Here is a 23,499-nt window from a genome sequence, read left to right on the forward strand (position 1 = left end):
TCAATGCCGTGGCCACCAGCCCCCCACATCCGTCGTACCCCAGCGGTCCCCCCGACGGCGCACCCTTCGCCGGCCCAGGCACGGCCGGCTCTTCGCGGCACGCCCACTGGTGGCACCACGCCTGGGTCCGCTACGGCGCGCTGAGCACACTGCTCGCGATATCCGGCCTGGTCATCCTCGCCCTGGTCCGCGAGGAGACCGGCACGGAAGGGTTCCTGGTCGGGCTGGGGCTGGCCGTCCTCCCGGTGCCCCTGCTGATAGCCGCGTTCCGCTGGCTGGACCGCGTGGAACCCGGCCCCTGGCGGAACCTGCTGTTCTGCTTCGCCTGGGGCGCCTGCGCGGCGGCGCTGATAGCGATCGTCGCCAACAGCTTCGCGACGAGATGGATAGCGACGGCGACGGCGGACCCGTCCAGCGCGGACACCCTCGGCGCGACGGTGATAGCGCCGGTGGTCGAGGAGTCGGCCAAGGCGGCGGCCGTCCTCCTGGTCTTCCTCTTCCGGCGCCGCGACTTCACCGGCATCGTCGACGGGGTCGTCATAGCCGGCGTGACGGCCACCGGCTTCGCGTTCACCGAGAACATCCTCTACCTCGGCACGGCCTTCGGCACCGACCAGCTCACCGGCGGCAGCGGCATCGCCTCCGTCACGGCGGCGACCTTCTTCGTGCGCATCGTCATGTCGCCGTTCGCGCACCCGCTGTTCACGGTCCTCACCGGCATCGGCTTCGGCATCGCCGCACTCGCGGCGCACCGCCGGCCGCTGCGCCGGGTCGCCTTCCCGCTCGGCGGGCTGCTGCTCGCGATGGGGATGCACGCGATGTGGAACGGCTCGTCGGCCTTCGGCGAGTACGGGTTCTTCGCCGTGTACGCGGCGTTCATGGTGCCGATCTTCGGGCTGCTGACGTGGCTGGTGATCTGGACGCGGCAGCGGGAGCTGAAGACCGTACGGGCGGAGCTGCCGGCCTACGCCGTGGCGGGCTGGCTGACCCCGGCCGAGCCATACGCGCTCGGCTCGATGCGGGCTCGGCGGATCGCCCGGCAGTACGCCCGCCGGCACGCGGGCAGGGCGGCGGCCCGGGAGGTGGCCCGCTACGAGGCGTACGCGACGTCCCTGGCGTTCCTGCGGCACCGGGCCCGGCGGGGCAGCCCCGGGGCGGACTTCGCCGTACGGGAGCGGGAACTGCTCGGCGAACTGTGGCGGCGCCGGGAGGTGGCCCGCCCCGCGCTGGACCACGCGGCCCGGATCACCGCCCCTCCCGTCCCGGTGACGGCCCCGCCCTGGCCGGTGTACGGGGTGTACGGGTACGGCCACCAGCCGGCGCCGTACCCCGCGTACAACCCCTACCGCTCCTAGGCCCCCCGGGGCCCGCTCAGGCCGAGGCCCCCGTGAACCTCAGGCCGAGGCCCCTGTGAGCCTCAGGCCGAGGCCTCCGGGTCCCGCTCAGGCCGAGGCCCCCGTGAACCTCAGGCCGAGGCCCCCGTGAACCTCAGGCCGAGGCCTCCGTGAGCCGTTCCACCTCGGCCTCCGAGAGCGTCAGCTCCCCCACGCCGAGCAGTGCGGGCAGCTGCTCCACCGTCCGCGCCGAGGCGATCGGCGCCACCACGGTCGGCTGGGCGGCGAGCCAGGCGAGGGCCACCGTGGCGACGGGAGCGTCGTGCGCTGCGGCGACCTCGTCGAGCGCGTCGAGAACCCGCCGCCCCCGCTCGGTCTCCAGATGCTTGGCGGCACCGCCCGCCCGCGCGCTCTCGACCCGCGTACCCGGCCGGTACTTGCCCGTGAGGAAGCCGGACGCGAGCGCGTAGTACGGAACGGCGGCGAGGCCGGCCCGCTCGGCGAGGCCCTGGAGCTCACCCTCGTACGTGTCACGGGAGACCAGGTTGTAGTGCGGCTGGAGGGCGACGTACCGCGCGAGACCCTCGCGGTCGGAAAACTCCAGGGACGCCCGCAGCCTCTCGGCGGAGATGTTGGAGGCGGCGATGTGCCGCACCTTGCCGGCCTTCACGAGTTCGTCGAGCGCGCCGATGATCTCCTCGACGGGCACGTCGGGCTGGTCGAAGTGCGTGTAGTAGAGGTCGATGTAGTCGGTGCGCAGGCGCCGCAGGGAGGCGTCGGCGGCGGCCTTGATGGTGGCAGCGGACAGGCCCCGGAAGTCGGGGTGCTGGCTGACCTTCGTGGCGACGACGACGTCGGAGCGGTTGCCGCGTGCCTCGAGCCACGTGCCGAGGATGGTCTCGGACTCACCGCCCTGGTTGCCGTCGACCCACGCCGAGTAGACATCGGCGGTGTCGACGAAGTTGCCTCCGGCGGCGGTGTAGGCGTCGAGGACGGCGAACGACCGGTCCTGGTCGGCGGTCCAGCCGAAGACGTTGCCGCCGAGGGCGAGGGGGAAGACCTCGAGGCCGGAAGTGCCGAGCTTGCGAAGAGACGTCATGCCCGGTGTCAACGACCGCGCAGGAACGCCCCATTCCGCAACGGACGCAAAACTCCCGTAAACACAGCCGACGGCCCTGACGTCGGAGGGTCGTCGTCAGGGCCGTCGATGCCTCAGAGAAGGTGCACTGCTCAAAAAAGGTGCACTGCTCAGGGAACGTGCACTGCTCAGGGAACGTGCACTGCTCAGGGAGTCAGCCCCTTGCCCCGCAGCCAGGCCACCGGGTCGATGCCACTGGAGGATCCACCGGAGTGGACCTCGAGGTGCAGGTGCGCCCCGGTGACGTTGCCGGTGGCGCCCACGCGGCCGATGACGTCGCCGGTGCTGACCTTCTGGCCGACGCTGACGCCGATGGAGGACTGGTGCGCGTACCAGATCTCGGTGCCGTCATCGAGGGTGAGGACGGTCTTGTAGCCGTAGGAGCCGTTCCAGCCCGCCTCGGTGATGGTGCCGCTGTGCACGGCCTTGATCGGCGTGCCCGTGGGAGCGGCGAAGTCGAGGCCGGTGTGGTAGCCGGAGGACCAGTAGGCACCGGCCTGGCCGAACGTCGAGGTGAGGGTGTACGAGGAGGTCGGCAGCGTGTACTGCTTGGCGAGGGCGGCAAGCCGCTCGGCCTCGGCCTTCTTCTCGGCCTCCGCCTCCGCCTTCTTCTTGGCCTCGGCGGCCTTGGCCTTGGCTTCCTGCTCCGCCTTGGCGACGGCCTCCTTGGCCGCCTTCTCGGCGGCGGCAGCGGCGTCCTCGGCGGCCTTGGTCTCGATCTGCTCCTGCTGGTGCTCGACCTGCGCCATGATCCGGGCACGCAGCGCGTCACCGGCGCCGGTGCGGGCGCCGGACGCGTCCTGCGCGGTGTCCGCAGTGGCGGTGCCGAGACTGCTGAGCGGGGTGGCGGAACCTTCGGGGGTGTCGTCGTCCGAGATGAGGGAACCCACCGAGGGCAGGTCCGGCACGGAGATGGACACCGGGGGCTTGCCGGTCTGGGCACTGGCCATACCGCCGGCACCCACGGCGGCTATGACGCCGACGCCCAGGACGGTGGAGCTGCGGGCGAGACCTCCGCCGCGCTGCTTGGTGACGCGATGCCGGCCACGGACGGGACGGATGGACTCCTCGGTGGGGTTCCACTCCTGGAACGGGCCCTCGTCGGTGCGCTGACCGCCGAAGCCGAAGGTGTCGTTCTCGCGCTTCGGCGCGTACGGGGCCGCGGGGGCAGGCCGGTTGGACGCCACGTGGGCGTACTCCTTTCCTTCCTTCTCGCCTACCGGGTTAGCTGACGGGTTCGGAGCAGGAAGGTCTCCTACGCGCGTATACCTGCCGTGCTTCCACGGTGGCATCCGCCCGATTCACCCCAAGTGATGGTTCCCCGGTTCCCTTTCGGGATTCGGCGCGTGCGCACGGAGCCGCCTTCTGTGACGGCTGGGACGACCGCGCTGCGTTATCGAACGTTAATGGAGGCGCGAGGGGTATTCCAGCGATTCCACTTGATCATTAACCTTTTTCGCGCGGACTTACCTGCCACGACCGGTTCAAATCGGGCGAGTTGACCGCGCCGCAAGTGACTGACGGGTTTTGACGGTGCGTCAGTTGTTATGCGGAACGGGACGGTTCGCTCACCGACCGTAGCGATCCACCGGGCAAGTATCAGGAAGGCATGAGGAAGGCACCAGGAGGGCATCGGAAAGCACCGATGGCCGGAACCCTTTCGGATTCCGGCCATCGGCCTTCAGTAGCGGGGACAGGATTTGAACCTGCGACCTCTGGGTTATGAGCCCAGCGAGCTACCGAGCTGCTCCACCCCGCGTCGTTGTGTCACCAGTGTACGCCATCCGCGGGACCGCTCGCGCACACCCACCGACCGGGCCCTGCTCAGCCCGGCAGATGACGGTTCGGGGCCTTGGCCCGCTCCTCGTGTTCCGGGAGCACGACGACCTCCACGCCCTCGGCCGCGAGGAGGCCGCTGCCGTCGGCGTCCGTGACGAAGGTGTCCGGCTCACGCCAGGCCGTGACCACCCGCCGTACGCCCGCGTCGAGGATCAGCCGGGCGCAGGGAGCGGGGCGCGAGGCGCGGCGGGCGCAGGGCTCCAGGCTGCTGTACACCGTCGCGCCGGGCAGGCGCGGGTCGGCCGGGTCGACCTTGGCGAGGGCAGCCTCCTCGGCGTGCACCACCGGGTCGCCGGCCTCGCGGGAGTGGCCGCGGGCCAGTTCCGTGCCATCGGCGGCGACCACCACCGCGCCCACGCTGAACGCCGTGTCCGACGGCGGGCAGCGCTCGGCCAGTTCGCAGGCGAGGGCCAGCCAGTGGTGGTCGGCGGCGACGGGCAGGGGGCCGGCGCCCGGGGCGGTCGGCTCGTAGCGCATCAGGACCACGTCCTCGATCTGCCGCGACTCCAGCAGCCGGAGCCGGCCGCCCTGGTAGCCGCCGGGTCCGAAGAGACGGGGGGCCCGGGGGTCACCCACGAAGAGCGGGGCGAGGACCAGCTGCAGTTCGTCCGCGAGGCCCTGGGTGAGGAGCTGGGTGTGGATCAGGCCGCCGCCCTCGACCATGAGCCGCCCCACACCCCGGACGTCGTGCAGGTGCGTGAGCAGCCGCCGCCAGTCGAGGCCGGCGCCGAGCGGCACGACGTCGGTGGCCAGGCCCAGGGCGCGGGCCCGCTCGGCGCCCCGGTCGGTGGTGTAGAGGACCTTCTCGCCGCCGGTGTGCCAGAAGCGGGCGTCCGGGTCGAGATCGCCGGAGCCGCTGACGGTGACCTTGAGGGGGTACTCGGGCTTTCCTGCCGCCGTGCGGGCGGCACGGCGCTTCTCCGCGTTCACCAGCAGCCGCGGGTTGTCGGCGCGGATGGTGCCGGCGCCGACCAGGATGGCGTCGACGCCGGCCCGGACCTCGTCGACCCGGTCGAAGTCGGCCGGGCTGGACAGGAGCAGCCGGTCGGGTCCGGTGTCGTCCAGGTAGCCGTCGAGGGAGACGGCGGCGGACAGCAGGACGTACGGGTGAGGCATCGGTGCTCCGCGGTTGGTCGGGACGGCGGGACGGGACAGGGCTTGGTTCAAGTTTGAAACAAACCTACACTGGCGGCATGACGACTCGCTGGCTCAGCCCCGATGAGCAGCGCGCCTGGCGCGCCTACATCGCCGCCTCGCTGCTGCTGGAGGACGCGATCGACCGGCAGCTCCAGCAGGACGCCGGCATGCCGCACCTGTACTACTCCATCCTGTCCGTCCTGTCGGAGTCCCCGGAACGGCGGCTGCGCATGACCGATCTCGCCGAGCGGCTGAAGATCACGCGCAGCCGGCTGACGTACGCGGTCACGCGGCTGGAGAAGGACGGGATGCTGCGGCGGGAGGCCTGCCGCCATGACAAACGGGGCAGCATCGCGGCGCTGACGGACGAGGGGTTCGCCGTGCTGGAGCGGGCGGCGCCCGGGCATGTCGAGACCGTGCGGGGCTTCCTGTTCGACCGGCTCAGCGAGGAGCAGGTGGGGCAGCTGGAGGAGATCTCCACGGCGATCGCGCAGGGTCTCCAGGAGGACGGGGCCCGGCCGGCGGCGGACGACGTGCCGTGGCGGCGGAGGTCGTCGTCGCCCTGTTCGTGACGAGCATCACACAGGTCGGATCTCATTGCTTCAAATTTGAAGCACGAGTAGGGTTCCGATCGTGGATCTGCTTCAAATCTGAAGCACTATGGCTGCGCAGCCGAACAGGAACGGAACCCGGAGGCCCCGCATGCCCGACACCCCAGCCGTCGTCGCCACCCCGCGCTCGCGCGTCCGGGTCCCGCTGCGCTTCCACGACGGCTACGAGGCGGACGCCGAGCTCGTCACCTTCCACGGCCTGGCCGACGGCCAGGAGCACGTCGCCATGGTCCTCGGCGAGCCCGGCCCGGTCCCGCTGGTGCGGCTGCACTCCGAGTGCCTGACCGGGGACGTGTTCGGCTCGGCCCGCTGCGACTGCGGCCCGCAGCTGCGCGAGGCGGTCGAGAGCATCGCCGAGCGCGGCGGCGTGCTCCTCTACCTCCGCCAGGAGGGCCGGGGCATCGGCCTCTACAACAAGCTCGACGCGTACGCCCTCCAGGACGAGGGGCTCGACACGTACGAGGCGAACGCGGCGCTCGGGCTGCCCGAGGACGCCCGCGACTACACGGCCGCGGCCCAGATGCTCAGAGCCCTGGGCATCGGCGAACTGGACCTGCTCTCCAACAACCCCGACAAGGCGGACCAGTTGCGGACCCTGGGTGTCGCCGTCCGCGACCGGATCCCCACGGGCGTCTTCACCACCGCCCACAACGTCCGCTACCTGCGCGCGAAGGTCCTCCAGACGCAGCACACGCTGCCGCTCGCCGCGCTGACGGAGCTCAGCGCCGGCTGAGCCGCCCCCGGTCCGGCCGGGCTCCGAACCGGGCTGCTTGCCCCTCGGTTCATCGGGTACAGCCTTTGAAAGAGGGCGACCTCATCAGTACCCGGAGCTTTATGGAAGTGACCGTTTCGTGACCGATCTCGGCGGCCCCGGCAACCACCGGGCGAGGGGACCGGGCGACGGCCCGGAGGCCGTCGCATCGCAGATCGCCGATGCCGTGGAGAGTCTGACGGCGCTGTGGTCGATCGCCGCGCAGGAGGCGTCCCTGCGCCTGTCCCTGCACCAGTTGCGGGCGTTGCGCACCGTGCAGGCGGCGCCCGGCCTGAATCTGACGGCCCTGGCGGAGGGGCTGGACATCGGCCTGCCCACGGCCAGCCGCCTCTGCGACCGCCTGGCGGCGGCCGGCCTGCTGGAACGGACCCCGCACCCGGACACCCGCCGGGAGGTCCAACTGCGGCTCACGACACACGGACAGCACGTCCTGGGCGATGTCGCCGGCCGCCGCGCCCAGGCCCTGGCCACAGCCCTGGCAGCGATGGAACCGGCCGAACGGGCGGCACTGAGCAGGGGGTTGCGGGGTTTCCTGGCGGCTCAGAACACGCCGTCCGACGCCGGCGGGGCGCAGGGGCGGTGACGTAGGACGTCGGGGTGGGTGCCTGCCACGCGCCCGGTCCCTCAAGAGCCGGTCGCTGAGGGCCCAGACCCGGTCGCCCAAGGCCCGCCCCCTCAAAACCCGGTCGCTCAGGGCCCGACCCCTAAGACCGGCCCCACAAGACCCGCGCCACTCGAGCCCCTGCCCCTCAAAGACCCAGACCCTCGACGCCCGGCCCGCTGCCCCTCACGTCCCCGAGCCGTGGCGGCTCACTCCGCCGGCGGTCAGGACCGCCACGCAGGTGTCGTCCCGTACCGGCCGGGCCGCGCTGCCCGCGTCGCGGAGCACGACCGCGGCCGCCACCGCCGGGTCGCAGCCCGGCAGCACGCCGTCGTCGGGCGGTGTCCAGCGGCCGGGCAGGCCGTCGCTGTGCAGGACCAGCAGGCTGTCCGCCTGCCAGGGAACGCGCTGCACGGGTACGGAGGCCGGGGCCTGCGCGCCCACGATGCCGGGGTGGGACAGCAGCGCCTTCCACGTGCCGTCGGTCCGCAGCCGGGCGCCGACGTTGCCGATCCCGGCGAAGCTCAACTGCCCGGTATACGTATCCAGTTGGGCCACGGCGACGGCCGCGCCCCGAGTGGGCCGCAGAGCCCGGCCCAGACTCCGCAGGATCTCGGCGGGCGGCAGCTCGGCCAGGCCGCGCAGCTCCTTCACCGCCAGGCCGGAGGCCTCGGCGGCCTTCTCCCCGTGACCCAGCCCGTCGGCGAGCAGCAGGGTCAGCCGGTCGCCGCCGCGTACCCGGCCCCAGGCGTCCCCGGAGTGCTCGGCCCGGCCGAGGGGGACGTTGACGCCCCCGGCGCGCGGACCGGGCGGGGGCGGCCCCTGGTTGCGGGCGGCGGGCTCGTGGCCGATCCGGGCCATCACGACGGTGCCCCGGCCGGGCGCGCTGTGCAGATCGAAGTCGTTCGCTATGCGCCGGCACGTGCCGAGCCCGGCGCCGAGCGAGGCGGCGACGGTCGTGGTGTAGCCGTCGCGCATCGCCGCCGCGACGTCCGGGATGCCGGGGCCGTGGTCGAGCGAGACGAGCTGCACGGCCGCCCGGCGGCCGTCGCCGTGCCCCCGCTCGACGAGGTTGATCAGGACGCGCCCGCCGTCCGCGTGCCGCAGCAGGTTGGTGGCCAGCTCCGTCGCCACGAGCGCGGCGGTGGCGGTGCGGCTCGAGGGCAGGCCCGCGCGGGCGCTGGCCTCCTCGGCCGCCACCCGCACGTCCCGCACCCGGGTCGAGTCGTCCACCGGAACGTCCCAGACCCTGCTCATCAGGGCACCGTCCGGGAGGGCGGTACGACGGTGGCCCAGGCGGTGACGGTGACGGTGGTTCCCTCACCGGGCCGGCTGTCCACCTCGAACTCCTGCACCAGCCGCTTGGCACCGCTCAGGCCCAGCCCGAGCCCGCCGCCGCTGGTGTAGCCGTCGGTCAGCGCCTGGTCCAGGTCCCGGATGCCGGGTCCGGTGTCGACGAAGTCCAGCCGCAGCCCCTGCGACGACCCGGCGTCCAGCGGGGTGAGCCGCACATGGCCGCCCCCGCCGTGGACGAGGGTGTTGCGGGCCAGCTCACTCGCCGCGGTGACGAGCTTGGTCTGCTGCACCAGCCCGAAACCGAGCTCGGCGGCTGCCTGCCGGACCTGCTGCCGCACCCACGCCAGATCGGCGTCCGAGCCGATCGGCAGGCTGGCCGGACCGGCATGGCGGGAAGCCTGCATCACGGACTCCTCTCGCCCCGGCGCGTGGTCACGCCCAGCAGCTCCATGGCACGTTCGACGTCCAGGGCCGTCCGCAGGCCGGGCAGGGTGAGCCCCAGCTCGACCAGGGTGATCGCCACCGCCGGGCGCATCCCGGCCAGGACCGTACGGGCCGCCAGCAGCTTGGCCCCGGCGGCGATCTCGGCGAGCACCCTGCCCAGGAAGGAGTCGACGATCTCCACGCCGGAGATGTCGATCACGACCCCGCTCACCCGGCTGTCCGAGATCCGGGCCGTGATGTCCTGCTGGAGCTGCTCCGCCATCCCGTCGTGCAACTCCCCCTGGAGGGTGACCAGCAGGACATCGCCCAGCTGGAGGACCGGCACGGTGAAGCCGTGCCCGCCCGCGGGCCCGTGTCCCGCGAAGGCGGTCACCGCGTGCCCGCGTCCGCCGCCGCGCCGGCCGCCCGCAGCGGTGCGATCTCGACTCCCTGCTCGCTCAGCGCGTAGGCGAGCGCGTCCGCCAGGCTCGAGCGGGTGAGCACCGTGCCGAGGTCGATGCCCAGGTGGACGATGGTCTGCGCGATCGCGGGCCGGATGCCGGACACGATGCACTCGGCGCCCATCAGCCGCGCCGCCGCCACGGTCTTCATCAGGTGCTGGGCGACCAGCGAGTCGACCGTGGGCACGCCGGTGATGTCGAGGATGGCGTACCGGGCGCGCTCGGCGACGATCGCGTCCAGCAGGCTCTCCATGACCACCTGGCTGCGCGCGCTGTCCAGGGTCCCGATCAGCGGTACGGCGACGGTGCTCTCCCACAGCTTGATCACCGGGGTGGCCACCTCGTGCAGCTGCTCGCGCTGCCGGGCGATCAGTTCCTCCCCGGCGCTGAGGGTCGTCTCCATCACGACCAGGCGCAGCGTGCCCAGGAGCACGGTCAGCGCGACCACGGCCTCCTGGGCCTCGGGGGCGTAGGGCTCGGGGAACTCGGCGCGCAGCAGCTCGGTCACCGGCTCGCGCAGCGCGGCCACCTCGGCGGCGACGCCGTCCGGGTCGATGCCCGTACGGGCACGGGAGGCCGCCATCCGGCCCAACTGGTCGCGCACGGACTCGAATCCGGACGCCCGGATGTCGTCGAGTCGCCCGGAGGCCGCCACCGCCGCCAGCGCCGCCGTCACGGCCCGGCCCGCCTCCACCGCCTCGTCCCGGGAGACGGTGAAGACCGTGCGGAACAGCGCGGCGTCCGCCCACCGTTGGGCGATCTGCTCCCGTCGCCGCTCCAGAAAGGCGCTCACCTGGTATGCGGCCGGCTCCTGTTCCGCGTTCTCTTCCGACACCGACACTTGCATCGCTCCCTTGCACGGGCCGGACCGAGGTCGCGCGACAGCGCCTCAGCCATTACTTGCCGTATGACAAACATTAGTGCCGGCGTCCGGCACCACCAAACAACTGCCCACGGTCACCCCCGACCTGCGCCTTCCCCGTCCCTCACCGACCACGCCAGTCCAGACACACCACGAGGGCGTCGTCGTCCGGGGTGGAACGGCCGCGGTGGCCCGTCAGTTCGCGCAGGATGGCCCGGGGCACCTCGGCGGCAGGCAGCAGCCGGGTCGACTGGATCGCCCGGGCCAGCGCGGCGTCCCCGTAGGGCTCGCCCCCCGGGGAGGCGACGTCGTAGACCCCGTCACTGACGAAGACCAGCCGGTCGCCCGGCTCCACGTCGAACTCCTGGACCACGTAGTCGGTCTCCTCGAACATGCCGAGCGGCAGCTGGGCGTCGAAGGGCACCCGCTCGACCACGCCCCGGCGCAGCCGCAGCATCTGCGGCGACCCGGCGTCCACCGCCCGGACCCGCCCGGTGGCCAAGTCGAAGTCGAGCATCAGCACCGAGAGGTAGCAGCGGCCCCGGTAGTGCGCGTACACCGCCTGGTCGGCCAGGGCCGCCTGGTCGTCGATGGACAGCCCGGCCCGGCGCGCGTTGCGCAGGGCGTTGATCGCCAGGTTCGTCAGCAGGGAGGCCTCGATGCCCTCGCCCATGCCGTTGGTGACGTACAGGCTGAGCCGGTCGGCCGAGGCGGACCAGTCGAAGTTGTCGCCGAAGATCGCGTACGCCGGTTCCAGCTGCGCGCCCAGCTCGTACTCGGGGCGGGCGCAGGAGCGGCCCGGCAGCAGCTGCCACTGCATCTCGGCGGCGAGCGTGAGCCGGTCCCGGCGGCGCGCCTGGAGGTACAGGTCGGTGTCCCGCTCGGCCACGTAGACCTCGTGCCCGAGCACCTCGGCGATCTCGGCCAGCTCGCCCAGGCAGCCCTCGGCGTGCCCGCCGCCGGGCAGGGTCACGGTCAGCACGCCGAGCCGGTCGCCGCGCACGGTGACGGGCAGGTGCGCCCGCACGAGGTCGCCCGAAAGGGTCTCCACATGCGGCTCCTGCGCGCCGAAGGCCCGGCCGGCCGGGCTGTTGTGCACGGACACCGGCTGGAGGGTGTGCGGCAGCACGGACACCGGCTGAAGCACCGTCAGTCCGTAGTCGGCCAGGAAGAGCTCGACGGAGTCCGCCGCGTACTGATCGGTCAGTACACGACGGACCGCGTCCAGCAGTTCATGGGGGGCCGCCGTGCGCAGGGCGCGCTCGGCGGCCACGAATCTGCTCGTGATCGTGGTCACGGTGGTCTGCTCACCATCCTCGGTGGGACGCCGACGCGTCCTCGAAACGGGTTCTTGTCCACGGGCCGGGAAGCGGTCCCGGCCGGTTCAGCTCACGCCAGGTACGCTGACGGCCATCCCGGCGCCTGCGAGAGTGTGACTGTGACTTCCCTCCGACCCCGCCCTGAGCCAGCAGAGGTCGCCCGTGTGACCTCCACGGCCGCGGAGTTGCTGGAAGTCCTCTGGGGCCGGGCCTCGACCGCGCCGGCCTCCGCGTCCCAGCTGCGGGTGCTGCTCATCCTCGAACACCACGAGGACATCAACCTGCGCACGCTGGCCGGCTCCCTGGCCTCCACACCGCCCTCGACCAGCCGGCTGTGCGACCGGCTGCAGGCGGCCGGGTTCGTCGAGCGCGAGGTGAGTGAGGCCGACCGGCGCGAGGTCCGTCTGCACCTCAGCGGCCGGGGCCGTGCCTTCCTGGCCGACCTGCGGGTGCGCCGGGAGCAGGCGCTGGGCGCGGTGCTCGACCAGATGCCCGCGGCCAAGCGGGTCGCGCTGCTGCAGGGGCTGGAGGCGTTCTGCGACGCGGCGGCGGCCCAGATACACGACGACTCCGAAGACTCCCCCTCGTCCGGTACCCGGACTGCCTGAATTACGCGCCGCCCCGCACGGAGTCGTTCCTTCCGGTCTCCCCGGGCATGTTCGGCATGCCTAGGCTGTTGCCCTCCACCTATAGTTGTCAAACGACAACTGTCCGCTCCGCGAGCCCTTCGGCCTTCTCTCCCGCACTCCACCGCCCGCCCTCCCCGCTCGTACCGTCGCAGTACCGGTCCGAGTACCCCGACACCGCCTCGACCTGCGCCGACTGTGGTCTACATCTCGCCGGGGCATATGCGGGGCATGACCGGGGCGAGCGCGGGTAACGGCGCTGGAGGTGGCCTGTCGGGGGATCGGAGCGGGCCGGAACGAGAGGGAGGGCCCGTGACGGCGACCATGCGCATCGGCACGACGACGGATTCCGCCACCTGCACCGGTGAGGAACTGCCGCAGATCGCCGAGCCCCAGAAGCTCGCCCCGCAGGACGCGCGCGGACTGACCGGACAGTTCCTCGACCGGCTCGCCGTGCTCGAGGAGGGCACGCCCGAATACCAGTACGCCCGCAACACGCTCATCGAGATGAACATGTCGCTGGTGCGCTTCGCGGCCCGCCGGTTCCGCACCAGCGGCCAGTCGATGGAGGACATCGTCCAGGTCGGCGTCATCGGGCTGATCAAGGCCATCGACCGGTTCGAGGTCTCCCGCGAGGTGCAGTTCACCAGCTTCGCGGTGCCGTACATCATCGGCGAGATCAAGCGGTTCTTCCGTGACACGTCCTGGGCCGTGCATGTGCCGCGCCGCCTTCAGGAAGCCCGTACGGAACTCGCCAAGGCCACCGAGGAGCTGGCCTCCCGCCTCGGCCGCGCGCCGAAGGTGGCCGAACTGGCCGCTCTGATGAACCTGTCGGAGGAAGAGGTCGTCGAGGCCCAGATCGCCGCCGCCGGCTACGTGTCGTCCTCCCTCGACGCGACGGTCACCGGCGACCCGGACGAGAGCGATACGACGCTGTCGGCGTTCATCGGCGAGGAGGACCCGGCCCTCGAACTCGTCGAGGACTTCCACGCCCTGGCCCCGCTGGTCGCCGAACTCGACGAACGCCAGCGCCTCATCCTGCACCTGCGCTTCGTGGAGGAGCTGACCCAGGCGGAGATCGGCGCCCGGCTCGGCATCTCGCAGATGCACGTCTCCCGGCTCATCTCCCGCACGGTCGCCCGCCTGCGGTCGGGAATGCTGGCCACCGGCTGACCCACCCCCACAACGACAAGAGCCCCGGTCCGGAGACAATCCGAACCGGGGCTTCCTTGTAGGCCCTGTGGGACTCGAACCCACAACCAATGGATTAAAAGTCCACTGCTCTGCCAATTGAGCTAAGGGCCCAGGCGCTGTTGCCCCCACGAGCATAGCCGGACGATGCCGAGTCTCCGATCGGGTATCGGTGTCCCGGCCCTGTCAAAGGGACGAACAGGGCCGATGAGGGCCACGGACCGGCCGGTTCGGGCGGGTCGGCAGGCCGCGGAGCGGCCGCCGCAACGACGGAGCGCCGTGGCCCGCCCGTTGGGGCGGAGCCACGGCGCTCGTCATGCGCGTATGTCAGCCGTTGCGCTTCCAACGCGGCTTGTCGTCGCGACGCTGGAACGAACCGCCGCCGCGGTGGTCGTCACGACGGCCGAAGGGGCGGTCGTGACCCGAGGAGCGGAAGCCGGGGCGGTCGCCCTGACGGTCGCGGTTGAAGGGGCGGTCGCTGCCACGGTGCCCACCGCGCTCGTCACGGCGCTCGAAGGAGCGGCCCGGACGGTCGTCGCGGCGGAAACCGCCACCACGGTTGTCGTCACGACGCTCGAAACCACGGCCACCACGGTCGTCACGACGCTCGAAAGAACGACCACCACGGTCGTCACGACGGTCGTCCCGGCGGAAACCGCCACCACGGTTGTCGTCACGACGCTCGAAACCACGGCCACCACGGTCGTCACGACGCTCGAAAGAACGCCCGCCACGGTCGTCGCGGCGGAAGCCGCCACCACGGTTGTCGTCACGACGCTCGAAGCCACGGCCACCGCGGTCGTCACGACGCTCGAAGGAACGACCACCACGGTCGTCACGACGGTCGTCACGGCGGAAACCGCCACGGTCGTCACGACGCTCGTACGAACGCCCGCCACGGTCGTCCCGGTCCGCCCGGTCGACGTCCTGCGCCGCCGGCTGCTCGGGCACGGACACCTCGGCCGCAGCTGCCGCCACCGCGGCCTGGGCCTCGGCCACCGCGGCCTCGGGGTCCTCACCCTGCTCGCGGGCGATCCGGGCGACCAGGCGGTCGGCCTCCTCGCGCAGCTCGTTCGCACGCCGCTGCGCGCGCTCGAGCTCCTTGGTGAGCGAGGCGACCTCACGCTCGGCCTGCTGCGCGGCGTTGCCGACGGACTCGGCCTGGACCTCGGTCATCGACCGGGCACCGGTGATCTCGGCGACCTCCGGGTCGAAGGCGCCGGCGCCCTGGATGATGTGGCGCGAGGCGTCGACGCCCGCGTCCTCCATCAGCCGGAAGATCTGACGCCGCTGGTGCGGCAGGGACAGCGACACGACAGTGCCGGAGCGCCCCGCACGCGCGGTACGGCCGGACCGGTGCAGGTAGTCCTTGTGGTCCCCGGCCGGGTCCACGTTCAGCACCAGGTCGATGCCGTCGACGTGGATGCCGCGGGCGGCGACGTCGGTCGCGACGAGCGCGTTGACGTAGCCCTTCTTGAAGTCCTCCAGCACGCGGGTGCGCGCGCCCTGCGTCATACCGCCGTGCAGCGCGTCGGCCTTCACACCGGAGTCGCACAGCTGCTCGGCGATGCGGTCGGCGCCCAGCTGGGTGCGGACGAAGATGATCGTGCGGCCCTTGCGGGAGGCGATCGCGGCGGTGACCGGCGCCTTGTCCTTGGGCTTCACGATGAGGATGTGGTGCGACATGGTCGTCACGTTGCCCTGGGCGCTGTCGACCTCGTGCGAGACCGGGTCGACCAGGTAGCGCTTGACCAGCGTGGAGATCTCGTTCTCCATCGTGGCCGAGAACAGCATGCGCTGACCGCCGGCCGGGACCTGGTCGAGCAGCTCGGTGACCTCGGGCAGGAAGCCCAGGTCGGACATCTGGTCGGCCTCGTCGAGGACGGCGACCTCGACGTTCTCCAGGGAGCAGGCGCCACGGTTGATGATGTCGCGCAGCCGGCCCGGGGTGGCGACGAGGATGTCGACGCCGCGCTCGAGGGCGTAGATCTGGTTGCCCATCGACGTACCGCCGCAGACGACCTTCATCTTCAGGCCGACGACGTCGCCGTACGGCTGGAGGGCGTCCGCGACCTGCATCGCGAGCTCACGGGTCGGGGTGAGGATGACCGCGCGGGGCTTGTGCTTCTCGGTGCGGCCGCCGGCGAGACGCGCCAGGGTCGGCAGACCGAACGACAGGGTCTTGCCGGAGCCGGTGCGGCCACGGCCGAGGATGTCCTTGCCGGCCAGGGCGTCCGGGATGGTCGCGGCCTGGATCGGGAAGGGGGTGGTCACGCCGTTCTGCGCGAGCTTGCGCACAACGCCTTCGGGGAGACCGAGGTCCGCGAAGGTGACCTCGGGGGCGTCATCGGCTGCCTCGTTCTCGGGCACGACGACGTGATCAGTACTGGCGATGGACATGCGAATGCGAAACCTTCCGGAGTCTCAGTCGGCACGCGCCCGTCAACTCCGTGATTCGCGATTCGCAATACGACCGCCTCAATGCGGTCCACCACGGCAAGGGAGAGTACGCGCCACACGGCGCGCTCTGCAGTGGCGCCGGGCAAGATGGGATCAAACGATCTGCCACCATACGCACTCCGGGCCCCTCAAGGCAAACCGGACTGTCCAGGCGACAGCGGGCCACCGTCCGACGACCGGACGGCATCCCGAGGGCTTCAACCACCCTCCCGCGGGGATTGTTCCCGCCCCCGAAGAAAACCTTCCGGCCCCTGTGAACCTTCCGGCCCCTGTGGACCATCCCGCCCTTGTGAAGCATCCCCACGGCCCTACGCCGGCGAGCCGGCCTCCGGAGCCGGCTCCCGCTGTGCGAGCTGCGGCCCGGGCGGCTCGTGCGCAGACGACGACGGCTCGGGCGTGGGCTCCGGTGACGTCGTCGGCTCCGGGGGCGTCGGCGTGGGCTCCGGTTCGGCCGTGCGGGTGGGTGTCGGCGGCGCCGGCGGCTTCGGCGTGGGCCGCGCCGGCTTCCCCGGCTCGTCACGCCCCGGCACGGCCGGGCTCGCGTCAGCGCTCGGCGACGCCTCGGGGGAGGCCGACTCCCCCGCCCGGCCGCCCTTGCCCTTCTTGTCCTTCCCGCCCTTGCCGCGCTCCCGCTTACCCCCGGCCCCGGCCGCGCCGAACCCGGCACCGCCACCCGACACCGCGGGCCCGCCGTCGGGCGCCTCGCCGCCCCGCTGACCGGCGGAGTGCGACGGCTTGACGCTCCCGCCCGTGTCGTCTCCGACACTCATGCAGCCGGCGGCAGCGGCGACCGCCACGACCGTGGCGGCCAGTCGGACGGGTACGTACAAGGGGCGCACGGGGCCACCTCCGGAAGGGGTGATGGAGTCAACATCTCCAACTCCCGCCGCCCACAAGAGGACACGCGCCCCGTATTCACAACCCGGTCAGCCGTACCCCAGGGCGTGAAGGCGCGCGTCGTCGATGCCGAAGTGGTGGGCGATCTCGTGCACGACGGTGATCTCCGTCTCCGCGACGACGTCCTCCCGCGACTCACACATCCGCAGCGTCGGATTCCGGTAGACGGTGATCCGGTCGGGCAGCACACCGGCGTACCACTCACCCCGGTCGGTCAGCGGAGTCCCCTCGTACAGCCCGAGCAGCTCGGGATCGTCGGAAGGCGGCTCGTCCTCCACGAACACCGCGACGTTGTCCATCAGTCGCGTCAACTCCGGCGGAATCCGGTCGAGCGCCTCGGCGACCAGCTCCTCGAACTCCTCACGCGTCATCTCCAGCACAGGCCCATTGTCGGCCACGACCTCGCCGTACGAGAGCCGTACGGCGCCGCATATCCGGCCCCGGACTTGGGCATACGGGATCAATGGCCCGCGTCCCCGCCGCAGTCCTGAGTGTCCTGAACCCGATCCGCAAGGCCCCGAGCGCCCTGGCGCGCCGTTATCGCTCCCGCCAGGCACCCACCACGATCGAGCTCGTGACGCAGCCGCACCCGTGGACCCGTGCGGTGGGGCTCGTCGCCGTGGTCTTCCTCGGCGCCTGGCTGGGACTGCTGGTCGTGGGCAATGTCCGGGTCCCGGTCGGCCCCATGAACACCACCATGACCCTGCGCCCCTCCTTCACCGGCGGCACCAAGATCAACATCTCGCCGCTGGGTGCCCTCCAGCTGGACAGCCACATCGCCCCCGTCCGCCTGGACGTCAACGTCGACCAGCTCGACCCCGACCGCTCTCAGGCCCTCGTCGACCACCCCGAACGCCTCTCCGGTCTCCAGGACGAGGTCACCGAGGACGTCGGCCGCGGCACCCTCGACCTGGCCGTGCGCTCCGGCGTCGCCGTGGTCGCCGGCGCCAGCGCACTCGGTCTCGCCGTCTACCGCCGCCCGCGCCGCGCCCTGGCCGCCGGCGGTCTCGCCCTCGCCCTGCTCGCCGCCTCGGGCGGCACCGCGTACGCCACCTGGCGGCCCGACTCCGTCCTGGAGCCCAAGTTCTCCGGCCTGCTCACCTCGGCCCCGTCCCTGGTCGGCAACGCGCGCAGCATCGTCACGGAATTCGACGTCTACCAGAAGGAGTTGGCCCGCCTGGTCACCAACGTGACCAAGCTCTACGACGCCACCTCGACGCTGCCCGCCTACGCGCCCGACCCCTCCACGATCCGGGTTCTGCACGTCTCCGACATCCATCTCAACCCGGCGAGCTGGAAGATCATCGCCTCGCTCGTGGAGCAGTACAGGGTCGACGTCATCGTCGACTCCGGCGACACGATGGACCACGGCACCGCCGCCGAGAACGGCTTCCTGGACCCCATCGAGGACCTCGGGGCCCCCTATGTCTGGGTCCGCGGCAACCACGACTCGATGATCACCCAGCGCTACATGGAGGACCTGAAGAACGTCCACGTCCTGGACGACGGAAAGGCGCAGACGATCAAGGGCCTGCGCTTCGCGGGCATCGGCGACCCCCAGTTCACCCCCGACCGCTCGCAGCGGACCGGCGCCGAGCAGACCCAGGAACTGGCCGGCGCACGCCTGGCCACGGCCCTGCGCGACCAGAGCGCCGCGGGCACCCCGGTGGACGTCGCCGTCGCCCACGAGCCGTCCGCCGCCCGCGAGGTGGACGGCGAGGTCCCCCTCGTCCTGGCCGGACACCTCCACCACGACGAGATGGAGGAGCTGCCGTACGGCACCCGGCTGCGGATCGAGGGGTCCACCGGTGGCAGCGGCCTGCGCGCCATCGAGGGCAAGCACCCCGACCCCATCGAGGCGTCGATCCTCTACTTCGACCGCGACACCCGCCACCTCCAGGCCTGGGACGAGATCGAGCTGGGCGGCCTCGGCCTCACGACGGCCGAGGTCAGCCGTCACCTCCCGAAGGAGAACCAGCCCGGCGCGAGCCCGTCCCCCGGCACCCCGTCCGAGGGCACTTCCTCGCCCTCCCCCTAAACCGTTTTGGCGATAGCTCCCGCCATCCCATATGCTTCTCACGTCCCCGACGCGCTGCGAAGCGCACAGGCGGGCCGATAGCCCTCATCGTCTAGCGGCCTAGGACGCCGCCCTTTCAAGGCGGTAGCACGGGTTCGAATCCCGTTGGGGGCACGCACCACCCTGTGCGACACTGTCGTACGAAGCTTGGTCCTGTGGAGCAGTTTGGAGTGCTCGCCACCCTGTCAAGGTGGAGGCCGCGGGTTCAAATCCCGTCAGGACCGCTGAGGTTTCACGTGAAACCTCGTGGCTGGGTAGCTCAGTTGGTACGAGCGTCCGCCTGAAAAGCGGAAGGTCGCCGGTTCGACCCCGGCCCCAGCCACCGCAGCCCCCACCAGGGCCTGAGCCCCTCTCCACCTACACCGGAGAGGGGCTCTTTCGTGCTCTGCCCGTCCGGGCACGGCGAGCTCTGGCCGGCGCCGCTCCGTCCCCCGGGACAAAAGCGTTCGCCATCAAATTCGGCGGGATGAGATCCTGGATCGCGTATGTCTACGCACCCTGCCCCCGCCCTCGGCGCCCTCGCCCCCCGCCTGACCGAGCTGTCCCTGCGCGACGCGCACCGGCTCGGGCGCAGGCTCGAAGGCGCGCGCAAGATCCGTAAGCCGGAGGCCCGGGCCGCCGTGCTCGCCGAGATCGAGGCGGAGGTCGCCAAGGCCGAGGAACGGATGGCCGGCCGGCGCGCCCTCGTGCCCGAGGTCACCTACCCCGAGCAGCTGCCGGTCAGCCAGAAGAAGGACGAGATCGCCGCCGCCATCCGCGACCACCAGGTCGTGATCGTCGCCGGCGAGACCGGCTCCGGCAAGACGACGCAGATCCCGAAGATCTGTCTGGAGCTGGGGCGTGGCGTCCGGGGCATGATCGGGCACACCCAGCCCCGCAGGATCGCCGCCCGCACGGTCGCCGAGCGCGTCGCCGAGGAGCTCGACACACCGCTCGGCGAGGCCGTCGGCTGGAAGGTGCGGTTCACCGACCAGGTGAACCAGGACGCGACCTTCGTCAAGCTCATGACGGACGGCATCCTGCTCGCCGAGATCCAGACCGACCGTGAGCTGCGCGCCTACGACACGATCATCATCGACGAGGCCCACGAGCGGTCCCTCAACATCGACTTCCTGCTGGGCTATCTCGCCCAGCTGCTGCCGAAGCGTCCGGACCTCAAGGTCGTCATCACCTCGGCCACCATCGACCCCGAGCGCTTCTCGCGGCATTTCGGCGACGCCCCGATCGTCGAGGTCAGCGGCCGTACGTACCCCGTGGAGGTCCGCTACCGGCCGCTGCTGGAGGAGGACGGCGACGACGCCGACCGCGACCAGATCACCGCGATCACCGATGCCGTGGAGGAGCTCCAGGCAGAGGGCAAGGGCGACATCCTCGTCTTCCTCTCCGGTGAGCGGGAGATCAGGGACACGGCGGACGCGCTCACCAAGAAGAACTACCGCTTCACGGAGATCCTGCCGCTCTACGCCCGGCTCTCCCATGCCGAGCAGCACCGCGTCTTCCAGCCGCACACCGGCCGCAGGATCGTTCTGGCCACGAACGTCGCCGAGACCTCGCTGACCGTCCCCGGCATCAAGTACGTCATCGACCCGGGCTTCGCGCGGATCTCGCGCTACAGCCATCGCACCAAGGTCCAGCGGCTGCCCATCGAGCCGGTGTCGCAGGCCAGCGCCAACCAGCGCAAGGGCCGCTGCGGCCGTACGTCGGACGGCGTCTGCATCCGGCTGTACAGCGAGGAGGACTTCGAGGCCCGGCCGGAGTTCACGGACGCGGAGATCCTCCGGACGAACCTCGCCTCCGTCATCCTGCAGATGACCGCTGCCGGTCTCGGCGACATCGAGAAGTTCCCCTTCATCGACCCGCCGGACCACCGCAACATCCGTGACGGCGTGCAGCTGCTCCAGGAGCTGAACGCCCTGGATCCGGCGCAGAAGGACCCCCGCAAACGGCTCACGGACACCGGCCGCAAGCTGGCCCAGCTGCCCGTCGACCCCCGGCTGGCCCGGATGGTCCTGGAGGCGGACAAGAACGGCTGTGTACGCGAGGTCATGGTCATAGCCGCCGCGCTGTCCATCCAGGATCCGCGCGAGCGCCCCGCCGACAAACAGGCCCAGGCCGACCAGCAGCACGCCCGCTTCAAGGACGAGACCAGCGACTTCCTGGCCTACCTCAACCTCTGGCGCTATCTGCGCGAGCAGCAGAAGGAGCGGGGCTCGTCCTCGTTCCGCCGGATGTGCAAGCAGGAGTACCTCAACTTCCTTCGCATCCGCGAATGGCAGGACATCTATACGCAGTTGCGCACGGTCGCGAAGCAGATGGGCATCCACCTCAACGAGGAGGACGCCCCGGACGACCGCATCCATCTCTCCCTCCTGGCCGGCCTGTTGTCGCACATCGGCATGAAGGACGTGAAGGACGCCTCAGGAGAGGGCGGCAGGAGCACGGGAAAGAACGAGTACCTGGGGGCGCGGAACGCCAAGTTCGCGATCTTCCCCGGTTCGGCCCTCTTCAAGAAGCCCCCGCGCTTCGTGATGTCGGCCGAGCTGGTCGAGACGTCCCGCCTCTGGGCCCGCGTCAACGCGAAGATCGAGCCCGAGTGGGTCGAGCCCCTCGCCGCGCACCTCCTCAAGCGCACGTACAGCGAGCCGCACTGGGAGAAGGACCAGGCCGCGGTGATGGCGTACGAGAAGGTCACGCTCTACGGCGTGCCGATCGTGGCGCAGCGGAAGGTCAACTACGGGCGGATCGACCCGGAGGTCAGCCGCGAGCTGTTCATCCGGAACGCGCTGGTCGAGGGCGACTGGCGGACCCACCACAAGTTCTTCTCGGACAACCGCCGTCTCCTCACCGAGGTCGAGGAACTGGAGCACCGGGCCCGGCGCCGGGACATCCTGGTCGACGACGAGACGCTGTTCGACTTCTACGACCAGCGGATCCCCGAACACGTCGTCTCCGGCGCCCACTTCGACTCCTGGTGGAAGCACAAGCGGCACGAGCAGCCCGACTTCCTCGACTTCGAGCGTGAGATGCTCATCAACGAGAAGGCGGGTGAGGTCAGCAAGGCCGACTACCCGGACTCGTGGCGGCAGGGGAACCTGAAGTTCCGGGTGACGTACCAGTTCGAGCCGGGCGCGGACGCCGACGGCGTGACCGTGCACGTCCCGCTGCAGGTCCTCAACCAGGTCACCGACGAGGGCTTCGACTGGCAGATCCCGGGGCTGCGCGAGGAACTGGTGACAGAGCTGATCCGGTCCCTGCCCAAGCCGATCCGCCGCAATTACGTGCCCGCGCCGAACTTCGCGAGAGCGTTCCTGGACCGGGCCGTCCCCCTCCAGGAACCTCTGACCACGACCATGACGCGCGAGCTGAGGCTCATGGTCGGGGTGCCCTTCGAGGCGGACGACTTCGACCTGTCCAAGGTCCCCGACCACTTGAAGATCACGTTCCGGATCGTCGACGAACGGCGCCGCAAACTGGCCGAGGACAAGGACCTGGAGGCGCTGAAGCTCAAGCTGCGCCCGAAGGCCCGCAAGGCCCTCTCCCAGGCGGCCGCGGCGACGGCCGAACGCTCCGGCGGCGAGTCCCTGGAGCGCTCGGGCCTGACCGACTGGACGATCGGCACGCTCACCCGCGTCTTCGAGACCCGCCGTGCCGGTCAGCCGGTGAAGGCGTATCCGGCGCTGGTCGACGACGGCGACACGGTCTCCGTGCGCCTCTTCGACACGGAGGCGGAGCAGGCGCGGGCCATGTGGAAGGGCACGCGGCGGCTGATCCTGCGCAACATCCCGGTCAACCCGGCGAAGTTCGCCTCGCAGAAGCTGACGAACGCGCAGAAGCTGGCGCTGTCCGCGAATCCGCACGGTTCCATCCAGGGCCTGTTCGACGACTGCGCGATGGCCGCGGCGGACAAGCTGATCGGCGACTTCGGCGGGCCGGCGTGGGACGAGGAGTCGTACCGGAAGCTGTACGACAAGGTGCGCGCCGAGATCGTCGACACGACCGTCCGCACGGTGGGGCAGGTGCAGCAGGTCCTGGCCGCCTGGCAGGCCTGTGAGCGCCGTCTGAAGGCCGTGCGCAGCCCCGCGCTGCTGGCGAACCTCCAGGACGTGCGGGCGCAGCTGGACGCGCTCGTGAAGCCGGGCTTCGTGACGGAGGCGGGGCTGCGGCGCATGCCGGACCTGATGCGCTACCTGGTGGCGGCCGACCGGCGTCTGCAGCAGATGCCGACGAACGTCCAGCGGGACACGACGCGGATGCAGAAGGTCCACGAGATGCAGGACGAGTACGCCTGGCTCCTGGAGCAGCTGCCGCAGGGCCGGCCGGTGCCGCCGTCGGTCCTGGACATCCGCTGGATGATCGAGGAGCTTCGGGTCAGCTACTTCGCCCACGCGCTGGGCACGGCGTACCCCGTCTCCGACAAGCGGATCGTGAAGGCGATCGACGCGGCGGCGCCGTAAC

19 protein-coding genes, 5 tRNA genes and 1 riboswitch are annotated in these 23,499 nt (G+C 71.2%); of the genes, 11 read left to right on the forward strand and 13 right to left on the reverse strand.

The window, feature by feature from the left end:
• Positions 1-8 precede the first annotated feature (8 nt).
• The gene (locus tag IGS69_RS16205; RefSeq protein ID WP_190900465.1) at positions 9-1,355 is read left to right on the forward strand and encodes a PrsW family intramembrane metalloprotease; all 1,347 of its coding nucleotides are present in this window, start codon (positions 9-11) and stop codon (positions 1,353-1,355) included.
• A 133-nt stretch (positions 1,356-1,488) separates the two neighbouring features.
• Here IGS69_RS16205 and IGS69_RS16210 read toward each other — a convergent pair whose 3' ends face one another.
• From IGS69_RS16210 to IGS69_RS16225, 4 genes are all read right to left on the reverse strand, one after another.
• The gene (locus tag IGS69_RS16210) at positions 1,489-2,433 is read right to left on the reverse strand and encodes an aldo/keto reductase (RefSeq protein ID WP_190900467.1); all 945 of its coding nucleotides are present in this window, start codon (positions 2,431-2,433) and stop codon (positions 1,489-1,491) included.
• Between the two features lie 185 nt (positions 2,434-2,618).
• Positions 2,619-3,659: a M23 family metallopeptidase gene (locus tag IGS69_RS16215; RefSeq protein WP_190900469.1), complete on the reverse strand. Its 1,041-nt coding sequence runs from the start codon at positions 3,657-3,659 to the stop codon at positions 2,619-2,621.
• 11 nt (positions 3,660-3,670) lie between these two features.
• Positions 3,671-3,827: riboswitch (cyclic di-AMP (ydaO/yuaA leader) on the reverse strand.
• 330 nt (positions 3,828-4,157) lie between these two features.
• Positions 4,158-4,231 (reverse strand) — tRNA-Met (locus IGS69_RS16220).
• A gap of 65 nt (positions 4,232-4,296) precedes the next feature.
• Positions 4,297-5,427, reverse strand: coding sequence for a dihydrofolate reductase family protein (locus IGS69_RS16225; RefSeq protein WP_190900471.1), 1,131 nt, complete (start codon positions 5,425-5,427; stop codon positions 4,297-4,299).
• Positions 5,428-5,504: 77 nt separating this feature from the next.
• Here IGS69_RS16225 and IGS69_RS16230 point away from each other — a divergent pair, with 77 nt between their 5' ends.
• From IGS69_RS16230 to IGS69_RS16240, 3 genes are all read left to right on the forward strand, one after another.
• A complete protein-coding gene (locus IGS69_RS16230) occupies positions 5,505-6,020 on the forward strand; it encodes a MarR family winged helix-turn-helix transcriptional regulator (RefSeq protein ID WP_190900473.1) in 516 nt (171 codons plus the stop codon).
• A gap of 130 nt (positions 6,021-6,150) precedes the next feature.
• A complete protein-coding gene (locus IGS69_RS16235) occupies positions 6,151-6,792 on the forward strand; it encodes a GTP cyclohydrolase II (protein ID WP_190900475.1) in 642 nt (213 codons plus the stop codon).
• 118 nt (positions 6,793-6,910) lie between these two features.
• The gene (locus tag IGS69_RS16240; RefSeq protein WP_190900478.1) at positions 6,911-7,414 is read left to right on the forward strand and encodes a MarR family winged helix-turn-helix transcriptional regulator; all 504 of its coding nucleotides are present in this window, start codon (positions 6,911-6,913) and stop codon (positions 7,412-7,414) included.
• A 204-nt stretch (positions 7,415-7,618) separates the two neighbouring features.
• Here IGS69_RS16240 and IGS69_RS16245 read toward each other — a convergent pair whose 3' ends face one another.
• The 5 genes from IGS69_RS16245 to IGS69_RS16265 all read right to left on the reverse strand — a co-directional run bounded on the left by IGS69_RS16245 (position 7,619) and on the right by IGS69_RS16265 (position 11,771).
• The gene (locus tag IGS69_RS16245) at positions 7,619-8,689 is read right to left on the reverse strand and encodes an ATP-binding SpoIIE family protein phosphatase (protein WP_190900480.1); all 1,071 of its coding nucleotides are present in this window, start codon (positions 8,687-8,689) and stop codon (positions 7,619-7,621) included.
• Positions 8,689-9,132, reverse strand: a complete 444-nt coding sequence (locus IGS69_RS16250) for an anti-sigma regulatory factor (RefSeq protein WP_190900482.1) — start codon at positions 9,130-9,132, stop codon at positions 8,689-8,691. Before IGS69_RS16250 ends, IGS69_RS16245 begins: the two co-directional genes overlap by 1 nt.
• Positions 9,132-9,545, reverse strand: a complete 414-nt coding sequence (locus IGS69_RS16255) for an STAS domain-containing protein (protein WP_190900484.1) — start codon at positions 9,543-9,545, stop codon at positions 9,132-9,134. The genes IGS69_RS16250 and IGS69_RS16255 overlap by 1 nt, the downstream gene beginning before the upstream one ends.
• On the reverse strand, positions 9,542-10,459 hold the full coding sequence (locus IGS69_RS16260; protein WP_190900486.1) for an STAS domain-containing protein: 918 nt from the start codon (positions 10,457-10,459) through the stop codon (positions 9,542-9,544). Before IGS69_RS16260 ends, IGS69_RS16255 begins: the two co-directional genes overlap by 4 nt.
• A 139-nt stretch (positions 10,460-10,598) precedes the next feature.
• On the reverse strand, positions 10,599-11,771 hold the full coding sequence (locus tag IGS69_RS16265; protein ID WP_232543539.1) for a PP2C family protein-serine/threonine phosphatase: 1,173 nt from the start codon (positions 11,769-11,771) through the stop codon (positions 10,599-10,601).
• 135 nt (positions 11,772-11,906) lie between these two features.
• On the opposite strand from IGS69_RS16265, the gene IGS69_RS16270 reads away from it, so the two are divergent.
• Together IGS69_RS16270 and IGS69_RS16275 are read left to right on the forward strand one after the other, a co-directional pair.
• Positions 11,907-12,401, forward strand: coding sequence for a MarR family transcriptional regulator (locus tag IGS69_RS16270; protein WP_190900488.1), 495 nt, complete (start codon positions 11,907-11,909; stop codon positions 12,399-12,401).
• Between the two features lie 330 nt (positions 12,402-12,731).
• Complete coding sequence (locus IGS69_RS16275; RefSeq protein ID WP_232543540.1) at positions 12,732-13,592, forward strand: RNA polymerase sigma factor SigF; 861 nt, start codon at positions 12,732-12,734, stop codon at positions 13,590-13,592.
• A 59-nt stretch (positions 13,593-13,651) separates the two neighbouring features.
• Here IGS69_RS16275 and IGS69_RS16280 read toward each other — a convergent pair.
• From IGS69_RS16280 to IGS69_RS16295, 4 genes are all read right to left on the reverse strand, one after another.
• Positions 13,652-13,724, reverse strand: a tRNA-Lys gene (locus tag IGS69_RS16280).
• Positions 13,725-13,937: 213 nt separating this feature from the next.
• On the reverse strand, positions 13,938-16,010 hold the full coding sequence (locus IGS69_RS16285; protein ID WP_190900490.1) for a DEAD/DEAH box helicase: 2,073 nt from the start codon (positions 16,008-16,010) through the stop codon (positions 13,938-13,940).
• Positions 16,011-16,378: 368 nt separating this feature from the next.
• Positions 16,379-16,909 carry a hypothetical protein gene (locus IGS69_RS16290; RefSeq protein ID WP_190900492.1) on the reverse strand — a complete coding sequence of 177 codons (531 nt, stop codon included), beginning with the start codon at positions 16,907-16,909 and terminating at the stop codon, positions 16,379-16,381.
• 87 nt (positions 16,910-16,996) lie between these two features.
• Complete coding sequence (locus tag IGS69_RS16295; RefSeq protein WP_031108284.1) at positions 16,997-17,347, reverse strand: metallopeptidase family protein; 351 nt, start codon at positions 17,345-17,347, stop codon at positions 16,997-16,999.
• 83 nt (positions 17,348-17,430) lie between these two features.
• Between IGS69_RS16295 and IGS69_RS16300 the strand changes: the two genes are divergently transcribed.
• The 5 genes from IGS69_RS16300 (at position 17,431) to hrpA (ending at position 23,498) form a co-directional block, all read left to right on the forward strand.
• Positions 17,431-19,005, forward strand: coding sequence for a metallophosphoesterase family protein (locus IGS69_RS16300; RefSeq protein ID WP_190900494.1), 1,575 nt, complete (start codon positions 17,431-17,433; stop codon positions 19,003-19,005).
• 80 nt (positions 19,006-19,085) lie between these two features.
• Positions 19,086-19,158, forward strand: a tRNA-Glu gene (locus IGS69_RS16305).
• A gap of 35 nt (positions 19,159-19,193) precedes the next feature.
• A tRNA-Asp gene (locus tag IGS69_RS16310) sits at positions 19,194-19,268 on the forward strand.
• A gap of 24 nt (positions 19,269-19,292) precedes the next feature.
• A tRNA-Phe gene (locus IGS69_RS16315) sits at positions 19,293-19,366 on the forward strand.
• A 163-nt stretch (positions 19,367-19,529) separates the two neighbouring features.
• Entirely contained in the window at positions 19,530-23,498 is a 3,969-nt protein-coding gene (hrpA, locus tag IGS69_RS16320; RefSeq protein WP_190900496.1) for an ATP-dependent RNA helicase HrpA, read from the forward strand.
• Position 23,499 lies beyond the last annotated feature (1 nt).

It is taken from the genome of Streptomyces tuirus, from assembly GCF_014701095.1.
Lineage (GTDB): Bacteria > Actinomycetota > Actinomycetes > Streptomycetales > Streptomycetaceae > Streptomyces > Streptomyces tuirus.

Excerpts from the sequence above, each read along its gene's own strand:
- IGS69_RS16210 (WP_190900467.1), bottom strand. The coding sequence starts at position 2,433 with ATGACGTCTCTTCGCAAGCTCGGCACTTCCGGCCTCGAGGTCTTCCCC.
- IGS69_RS16225 (WP_190900471.1), bottom strand. The coding sequence starts at position 5,427 with ATGCCTCACCCGTACGTCCTGCTGTCCGCCGCCGTCTCCCTCGACGGC.
- IGS69_RS16230 (WP_190900473.1), top strand. The coding sequence starts at position 5,505 with ATGACGACTCGCTGGCTCAGCCCCGATGAGCAGCGCGCCTGGCGCGCC.
- IGS69_RS16235 (WP_190900475.1), top strand. The coding sequence starts at position 6,151 with ATGCCCGACACCCCAGCCGTCGTCGCCACCCCGCGCTCGCGCGTCCGG.
- IGS69_RS16245 (WP_190900480.1), bottom strand. The coding sequence starts at position 8,689 with ATGAGCAGGGTCTGGGACGTTCCGGTGGACGACTCGACCCGGGTGCGG.
- IGS69_RS16250 (WP_190900482.1), bottom strand. The coding sequence starts at position 9,132 with ATGCAGGCTTCCCGCCATGCCGGTCCGGCCAGCCTGCCGATCGGCTCG.
- IGS69_RS16260 (WP_190900486.1), bottom strand. The coding sequence starts at position 10,459 with ATGCAAGTGTCGGTGTCGGAAGAGAACGCGGAACAGGAGCCGGCCGCA.
- IGS69_RS16285 (WP_190900490.1), bottom strand. The coding sequence starts at position 16,010 with ATGTCCATCGCCAGTACTGATCACGTCGTCGTGCCCGAGAACGAGGCA.
- IGS69_RS16300 (WP_190900494.1), top strand. The coding sequence starts at position 17,431 with ATGGCCCGCGTCCCCGCCGCAGTCCTGAGTGTCCTGAACCCGATCCGC.
- hrpA (WP_190900496.1), top strand. The coding sequence starts at position 19,530 with ATGTCTACGCACCCTGCCCCCGCCCTCGGCGCCCTCGCCCCCCGCCTG.